Genomic DNA, 20,063 nt, shown 5'->3' with positions numbered 1-20,063 from the left:
GATCATCAATTTTGGCATTTAACCAGTAACGAACGAAAGATGTGGTTGTAATGGGTCGCTTTCTTTTTAAAAAACGCCCCACACTACGGGGGGAAATCTTTTCGACAATTCCTCTTTTTATGGCTTCATCCGCCAACTCTGAAGGTGTCCAATGGCTCACTGGTCTGTCTGATTTTTCACATTCTTCACAAGCGATCTCTACAATCTGGACTACTTGTTCGACCGTAAAGGATTTTGTTGTTCCAGGTCTTGGGCGATCGCTTAAAATTCCTTTGATCAAGACCATTAATGCTTTCTCCGTTACCTGTTGTTCTTCGGCGGCACTCAGTTTTTCTCTCTCCTCAAACCATCGCGATCGCCACTGACGCACTTGTACTCGGTCTAATTCTAATCTTCGACTAATCGAACTATTGCTCTCTCCTGATGCTGCGGCTAAGATTAGCTTGGCTCGTCTAACAAGGCGATAGGGGTTTGTTGTCCCTCTCACTATTTGTTGGAGTACTGTTTTCTGTAGGTTGGAGAGGTTAATTGGCAATGCTTTTATCATGGACATCAACTTCGAGATTCTTCCGTTAGTTTCATTGAAACACATTGTCGTGGCTAGTCACGAAAGTTTCTGTAAAAATCTGGTGGATTACTTTCGCCAAGCTGCACTAGGCATAAGTTAATATGTGAGTAGTATTTACTCAAGTGTACCATGCTACTTGGATTTAAGACCGAAATTATCTTAAATAACAAGCTAAGAACGCAGCTACATAAACACGCTGGGATAGCAAGACACGCTTGGAACGCCGGCTTAGCCCTGACCAAACAGGTATTAGATTATAACAAAGCTAACCCAGAGGATAACATAAAGTTCCCCTCTGCTATCGACCTGCATAAGTGGTTAGTCAAATACGTTAAATCAGAGAAAGATTGGTACTACGAAGTATCAAAGTGTGCCCCACAAAATGCTCTTAGAGACTTAAGGAAGGCGTGGGACAGGGCGTTCAAGAAAACTTCCAAACCACCTAGATTTAAGAAAAAGGGTCGAAGGGACAGCTTTACCTTAGACGGAACTATCAAAGTAGTAGACCACTATAAGATACAAGTTCCGAGGCTTGGAGTTTTAAGAACTTACGAAAGGTTACCTCAAGGCTTTAAGCCTAAAAGTTGTACTATTAGCCGCCAAGCTGACAGATGGTTTATTAGCTGGCTGCTAGAAGTGGAACCATTAGATACACCCAAAAGTAATGATGTGGTCGGTGTTGACCTTGGCGTTAAGGCTCTAGCCACTCTATCAACTGAGGTGGTAGTAGAAGGAGCAAAGTCTTACAATTCTTACGAGAAGAGACTATCAAGATTGCAGTGGTTAAATCGCCACAAGCTCCGAGGGTCTAACAATTGCAAGAAAGCCCAGATTAAGATAGCTCGGCTGCATAGAAGGATAGCTAACATCCGTAAAGATACATTGCATAAGCTCACTACCTATCTAGCTAAGAACCACAGCAAGATAGTTGTCGAGGATCTTAATGTATCTGGAATGTTAGCTAACCGTAAACTCGCCAAGGCGGTACAGGATATGGGCTTCTACGAGTTTAGAAGACAACTAACCTACAAGTGTAAGCTTGTAGGGTCAGAGCTAATACTAGCTGACCCTTGGTTTCCTAGTAGTAAGACCTGCTCTAACTGTGGCTTTAAGAAAGATAAACTTAGTTTGTCAGAGCGCACCTTTAACTGCGAGTCTTGTGGATTCTCTTTAGACCGTGATCTTAACGCTGCTAGAAACCTAGCAGCTTTGGCGGACAGCTAGTCCGTGTCAGCCTGTGGATAGTTAAGAGCCGACTCTCCTAGTTGAAGCAGGAATAGAACAGATAATCATAGATTATATTGATTATCGTAAGTTTCTAAAAGCGGATAATGATTTCGTTTAACTTAACCTACAGGAGATCTCACTTCAACTATTACCCCCTCCAAACTCATCACTGCCAAAGATTACATAACTCTCTCCTGCACTCTCATTGCCATTGGGGTCGGCAAATATTGCCCCAATAATAATGTCATCAAAGCCATCCCCATTAATATCCCCTGCTCCACTGACAGAACTCCCTGAACCGTCAAATTCATCAATACCATTAAGAACAAAGCCATTACTACCATCGAGAGATGATAAGTCTAAACTGCCACTAAAACCACTAGCAGAACCAAAGATCACATAACTCTCTCCTGCTGATCTATTGCCATTGGGGTCGGCTCCAGATGCCCCAATAAGAATGTCATCAAAGCCATCCCCATTAATATCCCCTGCTCCACTATTGGACTTTGGATAAAAAACAATTGTTAGCGTAAATTTTACGCTAAACATATCTCCAGAGCTAAAATAGAGAATTAAGGTGATTTTAAAAACTCTCTTTCCATCTTTTTAGGGAATTTTAAATATTAAATAGGGTTTCGCTTTTATTCAGCAAACCCTAATTGTTCTAAGATATTGACAAAATTACCACTTTCTGGGCTATCAAATAGCGCAGTAAATTCAGTAATGGTGCTACTGTCAACAATCTGACCTGTTATGCGAGGGTCATTGGTGATGAAATCGCTGTTACTATTTCCTGTATCGTTGATGAGATTTGTTTCAATTATGGGGATAAAAACATCAGTAACGGTAATTGTTTGGTTTAAATCTTCATCAGCTACTGCATTACCTGCTAAGTCGGTGATTTCAGATTGTTGGATGATTAAAGAATAATCCCCTTCCAGTCTAGTGTCATAACTCAATTCAATGATACGATCTTCATTACGAAGAAGAATATCTTCCAGAGGAATGATTTGACCTTGAGAATCAAACAATTGGAAGTTATTAGAGTTCAGGCTATTTCGGGAGATTGCCTCATTAAATCCTATTTGAAGGGTGAGATCATTGGTAGAAGAGACTAAGTTAATTTCTGTTAATAGAGGTGCTATGTTATCAGGAATTACAGGATCACCGAAGTCAGCACTGCCAAAGATCACATAACTCTCTCCTGCTAATCTATTGCCATTGGGGGAGGCACCTAATGCCCCAATAATAATGTCATCAAAGCCATCTCCATTAATATCCCCTGCTCCACTCACAGAAACCCCTAAATTGTCACCTTGATCAATACCATTAAGAACAAAGCCATTGCTACCATCGAGAGATGATAACTCTAAACTGGCAGTAAAACCACCAACAGCACCAAAGACCACATAACTCTCTCCTGCTGATCTATTGCCATTGGGGGAGGCACCTAATGCCCCAATAATAATGTCATCAAAGCCATCTCCATTAATATCCCCTGCACCGCTCACAGAATTCCCTGAAAAGTCATCTTCATCAATCCCATTAAGAACAAAGCCATTGCTACCATCGAGAGATGATAACTCTAAACTGGCACTAAAACCACTAGCAGAACCAAAGACTACATAACTGTCTCCTGCTCTCTCATTGCCATTGGGGTCGGCAGAGCTTGCCCCAATAAGAATGTCATCAAAGCCATCTCCATTAATATCCCCTGCTCCACTAACAGAACTCCCTGAATAGTCATCTTCATCAATACCATTAAGAACAAAGCCATTGCTACCATCGAGAGATGATAACTCTAAACTGGCACTAAAACCACTAGCAGCACCAAATACCACATAACTCTCTCCGGCATCATAATTGCCATTGGGGTCGGCAGAGCTTGCCCCAATAAGAATGTCATCAAAGCCATCTCCATTAATATCCCCTGCTCCACTAACAGATTCCCCTGAAAAGTCAAATTCATCAATACCATTAATGACAAAGCCATTGCTACCATCGAGAGATGATAAGTCTAAACTGGCACTAAAACCACTAGCAGAACCAAATACCACATAACTCTCTCCTGCATCATATATGCCATTGGGGGCATTAGCAGCGCCAATAAGAATGTCATCAAAGCCATCTCCATTAATATCCCCTGCTCCACTAACAGATTCCCCTGAAAAGTCATATTCATCAATCCCATTAATAACAAAGCCATTGTTACCATCGAGGGATGATAAGTCTAAACTGCCACTAAACCCACCAACAGCACCAAAAACCACATAACTCTCTCCTGCTCTCTCATTGCCATTGGGGTCGGCTGTTCTTGCCCCAATAATAATATCATCAAAGCCATCTCCATTAATATCCCCTGCTCCACTCACAGAAAAACCTGAACGTTTTAGTCAGGGAAAATAGTGACTTGTCATCTCCAGATTCCTTTGAAGATAAACGTATTCCTCTTATTGAAAATATTCTGCGTCCCGATGCAATAAAAGTGATTGAATCTGAGGTTGATATTGTTATGGTTGATAGTATAGAAGCAGGACTTAAAGCGGTAGAAGACGGGGAAGTGGATGGATTTGCCTTTGATGGAACTATTTTGGAAGGAATGCGACAAACTTTAGATGAACCAGATGATTATAAAGTAGTTCCTGAACAAGCTTATTTTAGGCATGGAATTGCTTGTATGGTTCCCCAACACGATTCTACTTTTTTGGATTTAGTTAACTTAACCATTGGTAAAATGATGGATGGTTATATTAATGGTGATCCCCGTTATGTAGAAATAGTAAATCGTTATTTTGGAGAAGATGGAGTTGTTCCCATTGACTCCCAGAGGATTAAAGATTTCTTTGAAATGATTATTATTACCCTTGAACAAGTTCCCCCTCAACAGTAATGGATAATTGTCATTCCGAAGAACGAAGAATCTCTATAATTGATCACTCTCAGGAAACTTTCTCTCTCGAACTTCTTGGGAAAAATCATTAACCGCTCCAATAACTATTTCTCTTAAATTGAGATAAGATTTAGCAAAAGGCGGTTTTTTCTCCGAGAGTCCCAATAAATCTGCTGTTACCAAAACCTGCCCATCACAGTCGCCTCCGGCACCAATACCAATAGTAGGAATAGGTAACTTTGTAGTAATTATTCTCGCGAGGTTAGCTGGAATATGTTCTAAAACAACAGCAAAAGCCCCCGCTTCCGATAAAGCGATCGCTTCCGATAAAATACGTTCAGCCTCAGCCTCGGTGTTTCCCTGTTGACGATAACCCAAACGATGCACCGACTGAGGGGTTAACCCTACATGGCCCATCACTGGAATCCCAATATCACTCAAACGAGCAACAGTTTCTAGGGAGGCAGGGTGTCCACCTTCGAGTTTAACCCCTTGTACCCCTGTTTCTTTTAAAACCCTTCCGGCGGCATGAATAGCTTGACTGATGCTTTCTTGGTAACTTAGAAAAGGTAAATCACACACCACCAAAGCCCGTTTGACTCCCCGACGAACAGCGGCCGCGTGATATAACATCTCATCCAGAGTAACTGGTAGGGTGGTTTCATAGCCCAAAGCTACCATAGCCAAAGAATCACCCACCAAAATAATATCAACACCGGCTTTGTCCAATAATTGAGCAAAGGCGTAATCCCAAGCCGTTAAGGCTACAATTGGACGGCCTTGTTGTTTCCAAGAGATTAATTGTTGCGTCGTTAGTCCCATGATATTCCAAACCTGCCTTATATGTAGGGGCTTAATATATTAAGCCCCTAGAACCAATAATTATCAGCAATGGCTTATTCTTTGACTCCTTCAAGAATGCGAGAATAATAAAAACGAGTGCTAGTCATGTCTTTACGTTGAATGGTAAAGCCATTGTTTTCTAATATCTCTATGATATCCTTCTCTTTGTGTTGATAAGCCCGAGTGGTTTTACTTGGACCAGGAAAAAACTCACCAATCTTTTTGAGAAGGGTTAAACAAAGGGTTTTTGGAGCAAAACTAAGGATTAAACGTTTTTCAGCCAAAGATGCTAGATGATTAATCATCTTAGCTGCATCCTCGGTGGGATAATGGATTAAGACATCTAGACAAATAACCGTATTATATTGTCCCGTTAAACTTTCTAAGTCTTGTACCGCAAACGTTACATTGCTGGCATCTTTAAGGTCTTTTTGCGCCCTTTCTTTGGCTTCTGTGACCATTTTTTCAGAAATATCACTGGCAAATATTTTAGCTCCTTCCTGGGCTAAAGGAAGGCTTAAACTGCCTACCCCACAACCAGCATCACAGAGAGAGAGACTATGGAGATTGCCGTCAGCTTTTAACCAGCCTACCACTGTATCAATGGTTTGTTGATGTCCGACGCGAATATCTTTTTGGACTTTATTGACTTCTCCATCACCATAAATTCTACGCCAACGGTCAAATCCTGTGGCATTAAAGTAATCCTTGACAATGGTTTTATCATCAGTGGCAGTATTCATGGATTCACGAAGGTTTTTTTAAGCACAACTTTCTATTTTACCTGAGTATGTCAACTACCTCGATTCGCTAACGCTGAAATCGAGGCTTGCATCTAGACTCCACCGCAACTCTAAGAACCTTTTGGTGATTTTCGGGACATCGAATCCCTCAATCACCAAGCTCTACCTCCCCACGCCGTACCTGAGCGTGGGGACTCTCGCTTAATTTGTTGAATTTCAACCCTATCATTAACGACGAGGTATTATTCTTGAACCACCACCACCACCGTAATATTATCTGAACCGCCCCCATCCTTAGCTGCTTCGACCAAATTTTGAGCAATCTCATCACAAGATTCGCTGTGGTCAAAAATTTCTTGGATAGCGGGATCGGCAACCTCTTCCGTCAAACCATCGCTACACAGTAAAAGGCGATCGCCGGGTTCAATATCTAGTCTGCCAATTTCTGGTTTTTGAGTATCCTTACGACCTAAACACTGAAATAAAACGTGCCTTCCCGGGTGAGTTTTTGCCTGTTCGGGGTCAATATCTCCCATTTTTAAGGCCCGAGCTACCCAGGTATGGTCTTCGGTGATTTGTTCCAATTTCCCTTCACGAATACGATAGAGTCGAGAGTCTCCTACGTGAGCCCTTAAAGGCTGCTCTCCACGAAATAGTACCACAACCGCAGTGGTACCCATTTCTCCCCGTTCAGGGTGTTGCTGTTGGTCTTCTAGTATGCCCTCATTGGCTTTTAAAATTGCCTCTTCTAAAATATCATGGGAAGATGCTTCAGACTCCCAATACTGTTCTAAATGCGCTTTAATCTGTTGGGTTGCTATCAAACTAGCTTCCTGTCCTCCGGCGTGGCCACCCATCCCATCTGCCACCACGAAAAAACGTCCCTCAGGATCGATATAATAGTTATCTTGATTGACCGATCTCAACAGTCCTGTGTCAGTTAAACCGGTGAAGCGACGATTCATCATTGATCAATTTATTTAGTTAGTTAATTTAGCTGATACTCCCGCGCCGTTTTACGGCGAGTATACTTCAGGAAGGTGAAAACACGAACCAGTACACCACTACTGCTCCCTGGGCGATACCAATTGCCCCTACTCTCTCGCCCTAAAAAGGGTCTGAGCAGGCAACAAAAACTTATAATGCAGTTAAAAACTCCACTGTCTCGATTATACCACAGGAGTGAAATTCCACCCCATCCTAGATCACAGTTAGTTCGACACCAAAGCGGTAAGCTAAAACATTTTATCTAAACGATTAATTCGACGCAGAAGACGAACCAAGGCCCATGCTGGAACTAAGCCTAACATAACTGCTGCGATCGCAATTCTGATATAACCGTTGATAAATAAAAGGGTAGCACAAATAACTAAAGCACTGACAAACACACTATAATTTGTAGCCATTTGCATCATACCAAGACGACGTAATAAACGATCAGATTCCACGGAACGGACTCTTAAACGAATATCACCCCGATCTAACTTTTCTATAGTATCGTCAATGCGTCTGGGGAGACTAAGGGCTGTATTACTCACCTGAGTAGCTTGACGGGTAAGTTCGTCTATTATGCTATTGCCCGTGCTACCATCGAGATCCGCCACTAACTCTAAGGCGAAGGGTTGAGCCACTTCCATAAAATTAAAATCAGGATCTAAGCCTTTACCTACCCCTTCCAGGGTAGAAAACGCTCGCATTACGAAGGTAAATGTAGCAGGGAAGCGAAAAGGCTGATCATAAGCCAATTCATATAAATCATCGCTAATAGCAGCAATAGATTGTTCCTCAAACGGTTTGTCCATGAAGTTATCTAACATGAACTGTACCGAACGACGCACCGGCCCCATATCACTTGTAGCACTCAAAGCACCCAAAGCTATCAAGGAGGATACTACCCTATCGCCGTCTTTTTGAGCAATACCAAAGAGGGTATCCATCAATTTTTCCCTGACATTGGTGTTGATGCGCCCCATCATGCCAAAATCGTAGAAAATTAACGATCCGTCTGTATCTACCGCAATATTTCCAGGGTGAGGATCAGCGTGGAAAAAGCCGTCGTTGAGCAGTTGACACAAATAAGCTTTAGCCCCTAATCTCGCCAATAACTTACGATCTAACCCTGCTGCTTCTAATCCTTCATAATGACTAATTTTAATCCCTGGAAGGTACTCTAAAGTTAGCACACGGGGGGAAGTATACCGCCAGTACACCCTTGGCACTTTCACCCAATTTTCACCCCTAAAATTGCGCCGAAAGGCATCAGCGTTTTGCCCTTCATTGAGATAATCTGTTTCTTCCCAAAGAATCTTACAACATTCTTCGTAAATACCAATCCAGTCCCTTCCTTTACCCCATTTGGGATGATTTTGGAAATAATAAGCAATTTTCTTCAAAATAGCCAAATCAATAGTAAACAGTTGCTGGAGGCCAGGACGTTGGATCTTAACAACCACTTCTTCCCCAGAATGGAGCTTAGCTTTATGAACTTGACCTAAACTAGCTGCAGCGATGGGGACAGGATCAAAATTGCGAAAAAGCTTGGATAAGGGTTTTCCTAAGTCTTTTTCGATGGTTTTGCTCACTTGTTCGTAGGTAAAAGCCGGAACTTCATCTTGTAACTTAGAAAGTTCGTCAACATATTCAGCCGGGAATAAGTCCGCACGGGTTGAGAATAGTTGTCCGACTTTGATAAAGGTTGGACCCAAATTCAACAAATTTTCCCGTATCCAAACCGCTTGTATTTTGCGTCTTGCATCTAATTTTTCTTGGGTAAAGCCACCCTTATAACTCCATTTTTTGCCATTGCGCCAAAAACGGAAGAGCAAGGAAAGAACAAACCGCCAAATATCGATACGACGGCGGGCAATAGAATAGTTTTCACGGTTCCAACGGTATTTTTCAGCCGTTTCTAGCTTGGTAAGCTTTCTGGAGGCAGAAGCCCCCTGCTTTTTAACTAGGGATGATTTGGTGTTTGATGACAGGGCAGACACTCGGTTTCTTTGGGTTTTACTAATTTGGGCTTATATAATAAATTTAAAAGTTAAGCGAAGAATTATGCGTTTTGGTCGCGATAATTTTTCAATTCCGCTTTCATGCGGGCGATTTCGGCTCTTAAATCGTCGATAGTTTCTTGGAGATCCGTAGGTGAGCCGTTATCAGTGGTGCTGGTAGTAGTGGTGCTAGTGTTGCCTTGGGTAACATCCCGTTCGGCGCGCGTTTGCACTTCTTCAATAAACTGACGGAGATTTTCCCGTTGTTCGGCATCAAATTTCCCTAAATCGCTCACGGCGTTGGTCAGGGACTCTTCTACTTTCTCACCGACAACTTCGGCAAAGGCTCGCCCTAAAAAGAAGGCATGGAGAACAGGGTTACTCATCTAATTAACATTATTAACGCTTTTGCAGATGATTATATCTTGCTTCTTGAAAAAATGTCTTCTAGACCCCTGAATATTGTATCTTATTTGCCAAAAATTAATTCTTTTTTTATGTTGTCTGTCCGTTAATATGTGCTACTATGAGGACTGCAATACGCGAAGGAGCGGATGTGGTGGAATCGGTAGACACGCACGCTTGAGGGGCGTGTGGCTCACGCCATGCGAGTTCAAGTCTCGCCATCCGCATTTATTTTTTTTACTCATAGACTTTCCCAAGTTAAACAAATATTTTGTTGCGAATAGTGTTGTTTAATCATAGTTAACTTGGATTTATTGTTATGGTCAACTCCAAATAAATGAATCCTTTTCTTAAATATCTATACCATCTAGAGAAACTTTCCAGAATATTGAGAATAGACTCTACGCCCCATCCCAATGCTTGAAAAATTAAATACACTAAAGCAGCAACGCCTAAAGCTTGTACAAACTGATTTTTGAATAAATTTTGCATGGACTTTCTATTTCTTGTCTTTTATCCTAATTTTCCCAAGAAACTAACATTAGGGAAAAAATACCAAATTTCTGAAGAAAATCGAGTTAATTCATAACTCGATTTTCTTATTGTATTTAGGCAAGTCCCACTAATTTTTCACTCAGGTTCCACATCTTTTCTGCTTTTGCTTCATCTTGAGCTTGGGGTGAAACATTCTGCACAAAAGCGGCTTGACGATCTTTTTTCTGACGGTTTCCCCAACTCCAATAAGATCCAGACTCGCCATATTCAGGTTTGGTGACCACATCGGCCACCCGTTCACCAGCTAACTCTTGGGAAACATAACCCCCTGTAACATTCTTCTGGAACCAAGGGAAGATTTTTTGAAAGAGGGGATAATGGTTACGGAATAAGGGTGTATCCGCCACACATCCTGGATAAAGAGAGGTGAAAACAATCCCGGTACTTTCGTGATAGCGTCGATCAAGTTCCCTCATGGTGAGAACATTACAAACTTTACTATCTTTATAAGCTTTTACTGGTTCAAAGTTCTTGCCATCGACCATAGAGATAGGTTCTTTAAAGCCATCAGCAAACCCTTCTAAGTTGCCTAAGTCGGGACGGGGTGGAATTTTACCCCCTAATTCATCGGGGTTATGGGTAACAGTCCCCAAAATGACCATCCGTTTTTCCGGGGCAGAGGAGTGTGATAGATCCTCTAACATTAAATTACAGAGGAGAAAATGACCTAAATGATTGGTGGTCATACTTAATTCATAGCCTTCAGGACTGCGTAGGGGTTCTTTGAGTAGAGGCATATAAATAGCTGCGTTGCACACCAAAGCATCAAGAGTCTTGCCAGTAGCCCGAAAATCTTGAGCAAACTGTCTGACACTGTCTAAATTACCTAAGTCAATGTGCATCACAGTATAAGCATCCAAAGCTATTCCTAAAGACTGGGCTGCTTGGTGGGCTTTCGGTTGATTTCGACAAGCCATAACCACATACCAACCTCTATCAGCCAGGGCTTTAGCAGCGTATAACCCTACCCCTGATGAGGCTCCTGTAATCACTACTGTTGATTGACGATTTTCTACCATTATAGATTGCGGCTCCCAAAAAATTTTATGTGATTCAGTGACCAGTTATCAGTCAAGCTTATTGGTCACTGCTCACTGCTCACTGCTCACCGCTCACTGGTCACTGTTCACTACCTCTATGGTAACAACGATGGTGCTATTACCGTAATCACTCAGAAACTGTGATCCACGACAAAGTTTCAAAATAGATTGAATCACAGACTTATCTTACACTTTCTTGTTACAATGCTTAACAGTTAGAAAACATTGAGTTTCTTTCCAGAAGTTAAACAGGATTAAGTCTAAATTTAACAAGTTCTAGATATTTTCATCTATTGGACTTTGGACAAAAAAAGTTTGTTAGCGTATATTTTACGCTGAACTAAAATCCCAAAATATCGGCTCTGTATCAGTCAATAAAATTGGCTGACAAATAGGGCTAATCTATAGATTCTGAGGAAAACTAAGGAGCTTTTAAGTTTTCAGTTGATTTTTTGCTCCCTTTCTTGATAACATCATGACGAGTTCGTGGGGCTTTTTTGTAACCTTTAATACGTCCGGAAGAAAAACCTCGACGTTTGGGAAATTTGGCGAAAGTCCCCAAGGTCGTAATTATTCTTGAAAAGTCTCTTTGAACTAGACTAGGGGTGATTTTGATGGATTTATTAGTCTTCAAATACTGTTCCCAATCACGGGGTAAAACCACAGCTAATTTTCTGGCAGCCCACAAATTTACATAAGAAAGAAGTGTTAGTTTAAACCAATTTTCTTCATGATGTACATCGGGAGTTAAATAAGATGTCATCAATAATCTTTGTTTACCAAATCGAAAAAGATGTTCCATGTCAGAACGTTGTCGATAACACTGATAACAATCAACTAAACTTAACTCATCGCGCCGAGAACCAATAACAATAAGCCACATAGGTTTCCAAATACTATTTCTTTCTTGATCTCTGACAACAATCTGGAGTAAAGTAAAGGGGTGATTGTTCATTTTATAGTTTTTAGTTCCTCTCATTAACATCTGTTTCCATCCCGAAATAGTCACTGTTAATTGACGACCTTTTTTCGTTGTAAAGGGAACATGATGAACTTCATCAGGTTCAGTCCAAGTTTGGTCATCTTTAAGGTCAAATTTATCCCCATACCAACGGGGATGTCCCGAAGTTTTGGCTTGATTTGGGTCCCGAATAAATTGACGATAAAAAACTCGGTCACTTCTAACTCTTGTAATAGTAGCTACGTCTTCATGCTTAACTTGTTCCCCAATAAAATCCTTTTGGCTGTAGTCACTATCAGCCACTAAGACAGATAATTTATCAGAAAATAAAGAACTTTGCCAGATTTTTTTTAGTTGTTGATTGCCTTGATTTACTCCTTTATGTTTAGAGGGGACTCGCTCTCCTGATAAGGGGACAGCCCAAGGGACTTTTTCTGTGTCTATTTGGTCAGGTAAAGCGCAGACAACGGAATAACAATGTCCAATATTAATGGGTTTATTTCCCTTAATTGGATTGGGGTAATGAATAAAGGTTTTATCCGCTAACGTTTCGGCAAACCGTCGTGGACAGGGAGTTGTGTCAATACCAAATAAGTTATAATGTTTTGAAGTGGGAGGAATTGTTCTCGATACCGCTAAAAATAAAGTCTCAATTCTCTGTTCATAATTAGGGTCAGTTTGAGTGGGTAAAAACTCTTGAATTCCTCTATATAAACTGTTATAATCTCTTCTAAATAAAGGATTGAGAGACAATTCAACGACTGAGTGAGCTTGTTGGTTACTGGAGAGGGCATCGAGTAATTCTATAATAGTTTCTTTTCTAGCTTTTAGTCCTTGGAAGAGGTTAGACCTCCACACCAGGAATTCCTCGACAGACGTAGCCGTTTCATTTTTGGTCATTTTTAAAATTTATTACCTTATAAATTAGCGGAATATGTACGCTAACGTCAAAAGAGGTTGTTTGTTATAGTTAAGGCTAATGTCATCACATTCCGAACTTAAGACCAGTCAAGATGTCCACCTGAGAGCCAAACAAATTAAGAGTCTAATTCGCTCTCTTAAACAGAAAATAAAGAAAATTGAACGGGAAGGGGAAGTAGCACCAGCTAATTGTCATATTATTCGTTATCAGGTTAATGGAAAGGGAACAATCTACTGGTATTATAAACTACAGGCTGCTGAATCAATTTTTCCTATGGCCACTAATAATGAGAAAAAAACCAAATATAAATATTTAGGACGAGCCGAAAGTTCTGCTCATATTGATGCTGTAGAAAAACTCACTAGAAGAAATCTCATTGATGAATTAGAACGAGTCATTCAATCTCTAACTGAAAGCTACTTAGATATCTATATTTGAACCGAAACTGAATGAAGCTATTTAATATTTAAAATCCCCTAAAAAGATGGAAAGAGAGTTTTTAAAATCACCTTAATTCTCTATTTTAGCTCTGGAGATATGTTTAGCGTAAAATTTACGCTAACAATTGTTTTTTATCCAAAGTCCAATCATCTAGACGACTTTATCAAAATTTTTACTTTTCTGTGTAAACCGTATCCTGAGCTAATACTTAGGTTCCCGTACGTACATAAGAAAAAACTTTTTCTTAAGAATTCACGCATTTGTTCGGTAGTCTTTCACCAAAGAAACCGACTATTATAAAAACAACAAGAAAACAACAGGAGCCAATCAAAATGAAATTTAACAACACCTTCGCTGCTATCTTAACCGTCGCTTTAACTGCTGGTATTAATGTTTCTGCATTCGCTGCACCAGTTAACGTTGAAACTATTAAAGAAAATAGAACTGAAACAACTGAAAATAATAAATCTGATAAAAATACTAAGCCCTCTCAAGAAGGTTCTCAAGGAAGTAAATGCTTTCCCTGGTGCTGAGGCGGGTAGTGGGTAGTGTAATTTAAGTAGTGAAAATTAATTATCTATAAGAATTAAGTTGACATTATACGCTTAAGTTAAAACTCTGATTATAATTGGGTCAAGGAAGTTTTTTGTATGACTCATCCCGATGAAAGCCCCTAATATAATTAAATCGTTTTATCCTTGCATTGTTGGTGTCGGTGTTATTATTAACCAAACCCTGACCATACCCAGTGCATTAGCTCAAATTACTACAGATCATACAGTTGGAACCGAAGTCGAACATATAACCAAGGACGGGATATTGACGATTACAGGGGGTGAACAAAGGGGAAAAAATCTTTTTCACAGTTTTGAGCAATTTTCTGTTCCCAACGGCACTACCGTTAATTTTCAGAATTCCCTAACTATCAATAATATTATTAATCGTGTTACTGGATCTTCATTGTCTAACATTGAAGGAACGATCACAGTAAATGGTACAGCCAATTTTATTTTAGGTGATTTCCACACTTGAATATACCTGCTTTTCCAATTATTCCCCCCTTTTTAAGGGGGGTTAGGGGGGATCGTAAGGGATCTCCTTTATCAGAAATCACCTTAATTAATCCTAATGGCATTAGTTTCGGTCCTAATGCTCAAATAAATATTAAGGGGTCATTCCTCGCAACCACTGCTGAGAGTATGATCTTTGCTGATGGAGTGCAGTTTAGCGCAACCAATTTACAACCTAACCCCCTATTAACTATGAGTAGTCCTGTGGGGTTGCAATTTGGCTCAAATCCAGGGGCAATTGTGAACCGGGCAAATAACCTTAACTTAAACCCTGGTAACACCTTTGCTTTAGTGGGTGGGGATATTGATTTTCCAGGAGGTAATCTCACGGTTGTTCAAGGAAGGGTGTGCGATTCGATGAGTCAGAAAACTGATACCCAGTCCTAGACAAAGGTACAGCGTGTGACTCGCTCAGATACCCTAGAAGGGGTTCTGAGTAACTGTCCGAATGATGTGGGTGCAAGTCCCACCGCCGAAGGTTACGGCTGACTCAAGACCTACCCACAGTGACCAAACTCGGAATTTTGGAGGCTGAAGCTGGGAATAGGATGCAATCAGACACCGACTGCTGGTGACACTGGCGTTACAGGAGTCCCCATGATGAAACAGAACCTAGAAAAGTGACTTACTTGAGGGCAGGAAAGCAGAAAGAATAGCACCCCCTGACCCCATCGGAGCAATGTAACCCGTCAGCACTTACCCTTATGACTGACATAAACTTGGGTTTCCGATAGTCAAAGTGGTTCCATCTAAAGGGACAATCAATCATCGGACGGAACGAATAAAAACGAATCTAGAGTCTCAGGAGATAGTCGAACCCTGAGTAGGCAAGACGAGATGCGGAACTCTCTAGATTCGGGTAGGACGAAGCGTAATTGCTTCGAGGCAAAAAGAAAACGATTAACAGAGGTGAACATGGTTAGACACAAAATCAAAGATTTTAGTGAACTCTGGAAAAGCCTTCCGTGGAAGAAATTTCGCAGAAATCTTTTTCGTCTCCAAAGAAGATTGTTTAAAGCCATTCAAGCAGAAGACACTAGACGAGCTAGGAATCTTCAGAAACTTATCTTGAAATCCAAGGCAGCTAGACTACTCGCTGTCCGACAAGTATCACAGCTAAATACTGGTAAGAAGACCGCAGGAATTGATGGGGTAAAATCCCTCAACCTCAAACAACGGTTCGACTTAGCAGAAAGGTTACTCAAAGCACATGACTGGAAACACTCAAAGCTGAGAGAAATACCCATCCCCAAAAAGGACGGAACAACCAGAATGCTAAAGGTTCCAACTATGGCTGACAGAGCGTGGCAATGCCTCGTTAAATACGCCCTAGAACCAGCCCATGAAGCACTATTTCACGCCAGAAGCTACGGGTTCAGATCTGGACGCTCAACGCACGACGCTCAAAAGATTCTACAAATCAATCTAAACTCCCACGCAAAAGGAGTAAATAAGAGGATACTTGAGCTAGATATAGAAAAGTGCTTCGACAGGATAAACCACACCTCTATTATGGAAAGGATAATTGCCCCACAAACAATAAAAACAGGTATATGGAGATGCCTGAAAGCAGGGGTTAACCCTCACTTTCCAGAACAAGGAACCCCCCAAGGGGGGGTGGTAAGTCCACTATTAGCTAACGTCGCATTGGACGGTATAGAAGACATCCACAGCAGCATCCGTTATGCGGATGACATGGTTGTTATTCTAAAGCCTAAAGACGATGCAGACAAGATACTCAAAGACATTCAAGAATTCCTGGCGGACAGAGGGCTAAAGGTGAGTGAAAAGAAAACCAAGTTAGTCAAATCGACAGATGGATTTGACTTTCTAGGATGGCACTTCAAAGTACATTCCAACGGAAAGTTCAGATGCGTCCCATCAGAGGACAATTACAAAGCATTCCGTAAGAAAGTTAAAAACATAGTCAACTGCTCGAATTATGGGGCTAGGGTTAAAGCTAAGAAATTAGCCCCCCTAGTAAGAGGATGGCGAAATTATCACAGGTATTGTAAATTGGACGGCTCTCGCTTCTCCTTATGGGGAACATCACATAAAGCCTTCAAAGTCTTCAACAAAGAAAAGAAACTGAACCGACACACGGCAACAGAACTTATCAAGAAGGCTTTTCCAACAGTACCTTATAGTGAAAACCGTCATGTCAACGTCAAAGGAAATAAATCACCCTACGATGGAGACACCGTTTACTGGAGTAAGCGTAAAAACAAGCTCTATGACGGAATAACCTCTAAATGTCTGAAAAGACAAGACCATTCATGTGGACATTGTGGATTAAAGTTTATGGACGATGAGAGGGTTCACCTACATCACATAGACGGAAACCACGATAATTGGAAACCCAAAAACTTAATGGCAGTCCACCATAGCTGTCACCAATATATCCACATGGGCAAGACTGGAAAAGTCTAATTTGTCGGGAGCCGGATGCGTAGAAATACGCACGTCCGGATCTAAACGAGAGGGGCGGAGCATAATAGCTCCCCTCGACTCAACCTGAACTTGGAAGTGTCGGCAGCAATAGTCAAGTTCAATTGGGATTGACTACTATAGGATTTGAGATAAATTATGATGGTGTTGAAAACTTTAAAAATATTTCTTTATCTCAAGGCGCATTAATTGAAGCAAATAATTCCAACGTTCAGTTACAAGGAAGACAAATCAAGTTAAATCAAGGACAGATTTTTAGTGAAACGGATAGTTCAGAACCAGCCGGAGATATTAATATTAATGCCTCAGAATCCTTTGAAATTCTTGGTGGGACAAGGGAAGAATTATCAAATGGAAGAATAGAGGCTCGAACAACTCGGAATGCAAGTGGAGATGGGGGGAATATACAGATTCAAACCGAAAAGTTTATTAGCCGAGATGGGGGAGTTCTTTCATCTGTTAGCCTTGGACAAGGTCAGGGTGGTCAATTAGAGATAAACGCATCAGAATCTATTGAACTGATTGGAACGGGTTTTTCTACTCCTAGTATCCTAACAACTTCCACCGGTGGTACAGGAAATGGTGGACAAATTAACCTTAATACTGATCGATTGATTCTACAGGATGGTGGACAGATACTAGCAGTAACCGCTGTAGATACTGGCAAAGGTGGAACAATTACAATTAATGCTTTTGAATCGATACAGGTCATTGGTAGTGGGTTTGTCCCCAATCAAGCGGTCACAGCTCCAAGTAGAATTTCAACTGAATCAGGCTTTACGGATCTCAATTTACAAGGATTTTCTCCAGGGGGTAATTTAACCATTAACACAAATCAACTAATAGTTACTGACGATGGCATTATTTCAGCAGGAAGTTTAGGTCAAGGTGATGCAGGAAACGTCGATATTACCGCTAATTATATCTTTTTAGATAATCAAGGAGTTATAACTGCATCATCTGAAGGAACCGGAAATGCAGGAAATTTAACCATTCATACGGATCGATTAACGCTGAATGACCGCTCAGAAGTAGCTGTTAGAAGCATTGGAACGGGTCAAGGGGGTAATTTAACACTGAATGCAGGAGCTATTTTGTTGGATGGAAAAAGTCAACTAACTGCTACCAGTGAAGCGTTAGATCCAGAAACCGCCTTAGAATTGGGTTTTGAGCCAGAAGTTTTAGAATCAAATAATGCTTTAGCCAATGCAGGGAGTTTAACCATTACCACCGATAATCTAACCGTTAATAACGATTCAGAAGTTACGGTTAGTAGTTTTGGGTTAGGTAATGCCGGGGATATTAATATACAAGCTAGAGATATCTTTTTGGATCATGGTAGTCGTTTATCAGCCGAAACTGCTTCAGGAGAAGGGGGAAATATTAGCCTCGATGTGGAGCAATTTTTAAGCTTACGTCGTGCAAGTAGCATTTCTACCACCGCAGGAACCACAGGAGGATCAGGAAACGGAGGAAACATTGATATTAATGCCCTGTTTATCTCACGGGGTGACAAGCCCGTTAAAACCCTGATTGAAAGAGGGTTTCAGCCGTGGCGATCGCTCTATAAATTGTCAAAAACTAGAGGGCTTATTGAGAATAAACAATAATGATAATCATTCTTGCCGTGTGTGTGGGGGGGAGGAGGGTTACACCGTCCTCCCCCCCACAGAGTTGATGCTCAAAATCAACCCCTTGGGCAATATTAGTTTTTATTAAATAATAAAAATTGGTTTATTTTGGATAGTTACATCTAAAATAAATCATCTCCCACTGGTTATTTTATGTTAAGATAAAATAGGGGAATTAAGCCGTCTTATCTATTATGGACATGGCTTGTAACCCTTTTTTATAATTGTTGAGTTTCTGGGGATTATTGCTCATCATAATTGAAATAAAATCAGAGCAAAATTCCCAAGCGTGAATCCAAAGAGAGCCATAAAGTCCTATCCAAAAATTACTATGTCTTCGGTCATGTCTTGATTTTTCAGTTAGACGAGCAATATATTTTCCTTGATTGGTTTGTCGAAATGTTTTGCCTTTTAAAGAAGTAGCAGTGTAAGAGATCGCTATTAATAAAATCAAGGAATTTAGTCGTTTATTATTGGCTTTACTTCCCTCCCAATTATAACCCCCTGTCTTACAATCCTTGAACATAGCTTCAATACCTGCCCTGGCTCGATAGACTTTCAAGACCTCTGATAAACTGTCTAAGTTGGTAAGAATAAACCAAGGCTCTTTTTCCTGTTTGCCCTTGTATTTTCTTTTCCAATATGCTCCCACATTAAAGTTTCCAAACTCTTTATTTTTAGTGACTGAAACCCCAGTTAAAAACATCTTCATCCCAGGTTTCATTCCTAACTGCGAAAAAGTTTGATAATCTTCATCATCTTTTTTCTGGTTTGTACCTTGTTTCTGACGAAAAGCGAAGAATAACTTTTGTTTTTTACTTTTTTGTTTCAACCAATAAGCTAATTTAACACTGTGGAATTCTCGGTCTCCAAGAATGACTAACTCATAGTTTTTTAGAAGACAAAGAACAGGTTGAATTAATGCCTGTTGTTCAGATAATCTGCTAGCTCCTCTTTTCCCTAAAAGTGTCCAATAGATGGGTAAAGCCAGCTTTTTCCAGATAACAGCAACCATGAAAACATTTTTATCTTTCCATTGGGTTCGGTCAATTGTTATAATCAGACGAGAGCCAGTCTTAAATTCTTTACAAATAATAGCTTTAATCACAGGAAACCAGAATCTGGGAATGGCTAAAGCTGACAAAACTAGGAATCTCTGGATATGTTTACGACGACTTTGATAAAGGATTGGTAAAGGAAAACAAGCTGCTAACCTTTCTATTCTAACCTGTTTATGTACTGTCAGCAACCACAGTAAAATTCTAAAAGCCTCGAACTGTGTTTGTGTTAAATGTTTGGTAAAATGAGATTCATAAACTGCTAAAAAGC

16 protein-coding genes, 1 tRNA gene and 2 pseudogenes are annotated in these 20,063 nt (G+C 40.6%); 8 read left to right on the top strand and 11 right to left on the bottom strand.

Features of this window, described 5'->3' with window-relative positions:
• Positions 1–5: 5 nt before the first annotated feature.
• A pseudogene (locus CWATDRAFT_RS19815) lies at positions 6–592 on the bottom strand (helix-turn-helix domain-containing protein).
• 105 nt (positions 593–697) lie between these two features.
• Here CWATDRAFT_RS19815 and CWATDRAFT_RS19810 point away from each other — a divergent pair.
• Complete coding sequence (locus CWATDRAFT_RS19810) at positions 698–1,792, top strand: RNA-guided endonuclease InsQ/TnpB family protein (RefSeq protein ID WP_007306702.1); 1,095 nt, start codon at positions 698–700, stop codon at positions 1,790–1,792.
• Between the two features lie 144 nt (positions 1,793–1,936).
• On the opposite strand, the gene CWATDRAFT_RS19805 is transcribed toward CWATDRAFT_RS19810, so the two are convergent.
• Together CWATDRAFT_RS19805 and CWATDRAFT_RS19800 are read right to left on the bottom strand one after the other, a co-directional pair.
• Positions 1,937–2,344, bottom strand: coding sequence for an integrin alpha (locus CWATDRAFT_RS19805; protein ID WP_007306701.1), 408 nt, complete (start codon positions 2,342–2,344; stop codon positions 1,937–1,939).
• A gap of 92 nt (positions 2,345–2,436) precedes the next feature.
• Positions 2,437–4,167 (bottom strand): FG-GAP repeat protein, encoded by a 1,731-nt coding sequence (locus tag CWATDRAFT_RS19800; RefSeq protein WP_007306700.1) that lies wholly within the window; start codon positions 4,165–4,167, stop codon positions 2,437–2,439.
• A gap of 38 nt (positions 4,168–4,205) precedes the next feature.
• Here CWATDRAFT_RS19800 and CWATDRAFT_RS19795 point away from each other — a divergent pair, with 38 nt between their 5' ends.
• Complete coding sequence (locus tag CWATDRAFT_RS19795) at positions 4,206–4,685, top strand: transporter substrate-binding domain-containing protein (RefSeq protein ID WP_007306703.1); 480 nt, start codon at positions 4,206–4,208, stop codon at positions 4,683–4,685.
• 33 nt (positions 4,686–4,718) lie between these two features.
• Here the strand turns inward: CWATDRAFT_RS19795 and panB are convergent, their stop codons facing one another.
• From panB to CWATDRAFT_RS19770, 5 genes are all read right to left on the bottom strand, one after another.
• Complete coding sequence (panB, locus tag CWATDRAFT_RS19790; RefSeq protein ID WP_007306699.1) at positions 4,719–5,507, bottom strand: 3-methyl-2-oxobutanoate hydroxymethyltransferase; 789 nt, start codon at positions 5,505–5,507, stop codon at positions 4,719–4,721.
• A gap of 74 nt (positions 5,508–5,581) precedes the next feature.
• Positions 5,582–6,271 carry a magnesium protoporphyrin IX methyltransferase gene (gene bchM / locus CWATDRAFT_RS19785; RefSeq protein WP_007306698.1) on the bottom strand — a complete coding sequence of 230 codons (690 nt, stop codon included), beginning with the start codon at positions 6,269–6,271 and terminating at the stop codon, positions 5,582–5,584.
• A gap of 242 nt (positions 6,272–6,513) precedes the next feature.
• Positions 6,514–7,239: a Stp1/IreP family PP2C-type Ser/Thr phosphatase gene (locus tag CWATDRAFT_RS19780; RefSeq protein WP_007306697.1), complete on the bottom strand. Its 726-nt coding sequence runs from the start codon at positions 7,237–7,239 to the stop codon at positions 6,514–6,516.
• Positions 7,240–7,506: 267 nt separating this feature from the next.
• Positions 7,507–9,261, bottom strand: a complete 1,755-nt coding sequence (locus CWATDRAFT_RS19775; RefSeq protein WP_007306696.1) for an ABC1 kinase family protein — start codon at positions 9,259–9,261, stop codon at positions 7,507–7,509.
• A 62-nt stretch (positions 9,262–9,323) separates the two neighbouring features.
• Complete coding sequence (locus CWATDRAFT_RS19770; protein WP_007306695.1) at positions 9,324–9,647, bottom strand: DUF6825 family protein; 324 nt, start codon at positions 9,645–9,647, stop codon at positions 9,324–9,326.
• A 164-nt stretch (positions 9,648–9,811) separates the two neighbouring features.
• Here CWATDRAFT_RS19770 and CWATDRAFT_RS19765 point away from each other — a divergent pair.
• A tRNA-Leu gene (locus CWATDRAFT_RS19765) sits at positions 9,812–9,893 on the top strand.
• Between the two features lie 381 nt (positions 9,894–10,274).
• Here the strand turns inward: CWATDRAFT_RS19765 and CWATDRAFT_RS19755 are convergent.
• Both CWATDRAFT_RS19755 and CWATDRAFT_RS19750 read right to left on the bottom strand, forming a co-directional pair.
• Positions 10,275–11,240: a protochlorophyllide reductase gene (locus tag CWATDRAFT_RS19755; RefSeq protein ID WP_007306694.1), complete on the bottom strand. Its 966-nt coding sequence runs from the start codon at positions 11,238–11,240 to the stop codon at positions 10,275–10,277.
• Positions 11,241–11,682: 442 nt separating this feature from the next.
• Positions 11,683–13,122 (bottom strand): NF041680 family putative transposase, encoded by a 1,440-nt coding sequence (locus CWATDRAFT_RS19750; protein ID WP_007306693.1) that lies wholly within the window; start codon positions 13,120–13,122, stop codon positions 11,683–11,685.
• A gap of 79 nt (positions 13,123–13,201) precedes the next feature.
• Here CWATDRAFT_RS19750 and CWATDRAFT_RS19745 point away from each other — a divergent pair, with 79 nt between their 5' ends.
• From CWATDRAFT_RS19745 to CWATDRAFT_RS19720, 5 genes and pseudogenes are all read left to right on the top strand, one after another.
• Positions 13,202–13,582: a hypothetical protein gene (locus tag CWATDRAFT_RS19745; protein ID WP_007306704.1), complete on the top strand. Its 381-nt coding sequence runs from the start codon at positions 13,202–13,204 to the stop codon at positions 13,580–13,582.
• 335 nt (positions 13,583–13,917) lie between these two features.
• The gene (locus CWATDRAFT_RS19740) at positions 13,918–14,118 is read left to right on the top strand and encodes a hypothetical protein (protein ID WP_007311808.1); all 201 of its coding nucleotides are present in this window, start codon (positions 13,918–13,920) and stop codon (positions 14,116–14,118) included.
• A 130-nt stretch (positions 14,119–14,248) separates the two neighbouring features.
• Positions 14,249–15,003 (top strand): annotated as a pseudogene (locus CWATDRAFT_RS41890) (filamentous hemagglutinin N-terminal domain-containing protein); the annotation flags it as partial.
• 567 nt (positions 15,004–15,570) lie between these two features.
• The gene (locus CWATDRAFT_RS19725; protein ID WP_007306708.1) at positions 15,571–17,085 is read left to right on the top strand and encodes a group II intron reverse transcriptase/maturase; all 1,515 of its coding nucleotides are present in this window, start codon (positions 15,571–15,573) and stop codon (positions 17,083–17,085) included.
• 128 nt (positions 17,086–17,213) lie between these two features.
• Positions 17,214–18,713 (top strand): autotransporter outer membrane beta-barrel domain-containing protein, encoded by a 1,500-nt coding sequence (locus CWATDRAFT_RS19720; RefSeq protein ID WP_050018368.1) that lies wholly within the window; start codon positions 17,214–17,216, stop codon positions 18,711–18,713.
• Positions 18,714–18,909: 196 nt separating this feature from the next.
• On the opposite strand, the gene CWATDRAFT_RS37430 is transcribed toward CWATDRAFT_RS19720, so the two are convergent.
• On the bottom strand, positions 18,910–20,063 hold a 1,154-nt coding region (locus tag CWATDRAFT_RS37430), incomplete at its 5' end, for an IS4 family transposase (RefSeq protein WP_007306692.1).

Origin of the sequence: Crocosphaera watsonii WH 8501 (assembly GCF_000167195.1) — a bacterium.
GTDB lineage: Bacteria > Cyanobacteriota > Cyanobacteriia > Cyanobacteriales > Microcystaceae > Crocosphaera > Crocosphaera watsonii.
The sequence above is the reverse complement of the archived record's forward strand: the minus strand, read 5'-3'. Positions and strand labels throughout refer to the sequence as shown.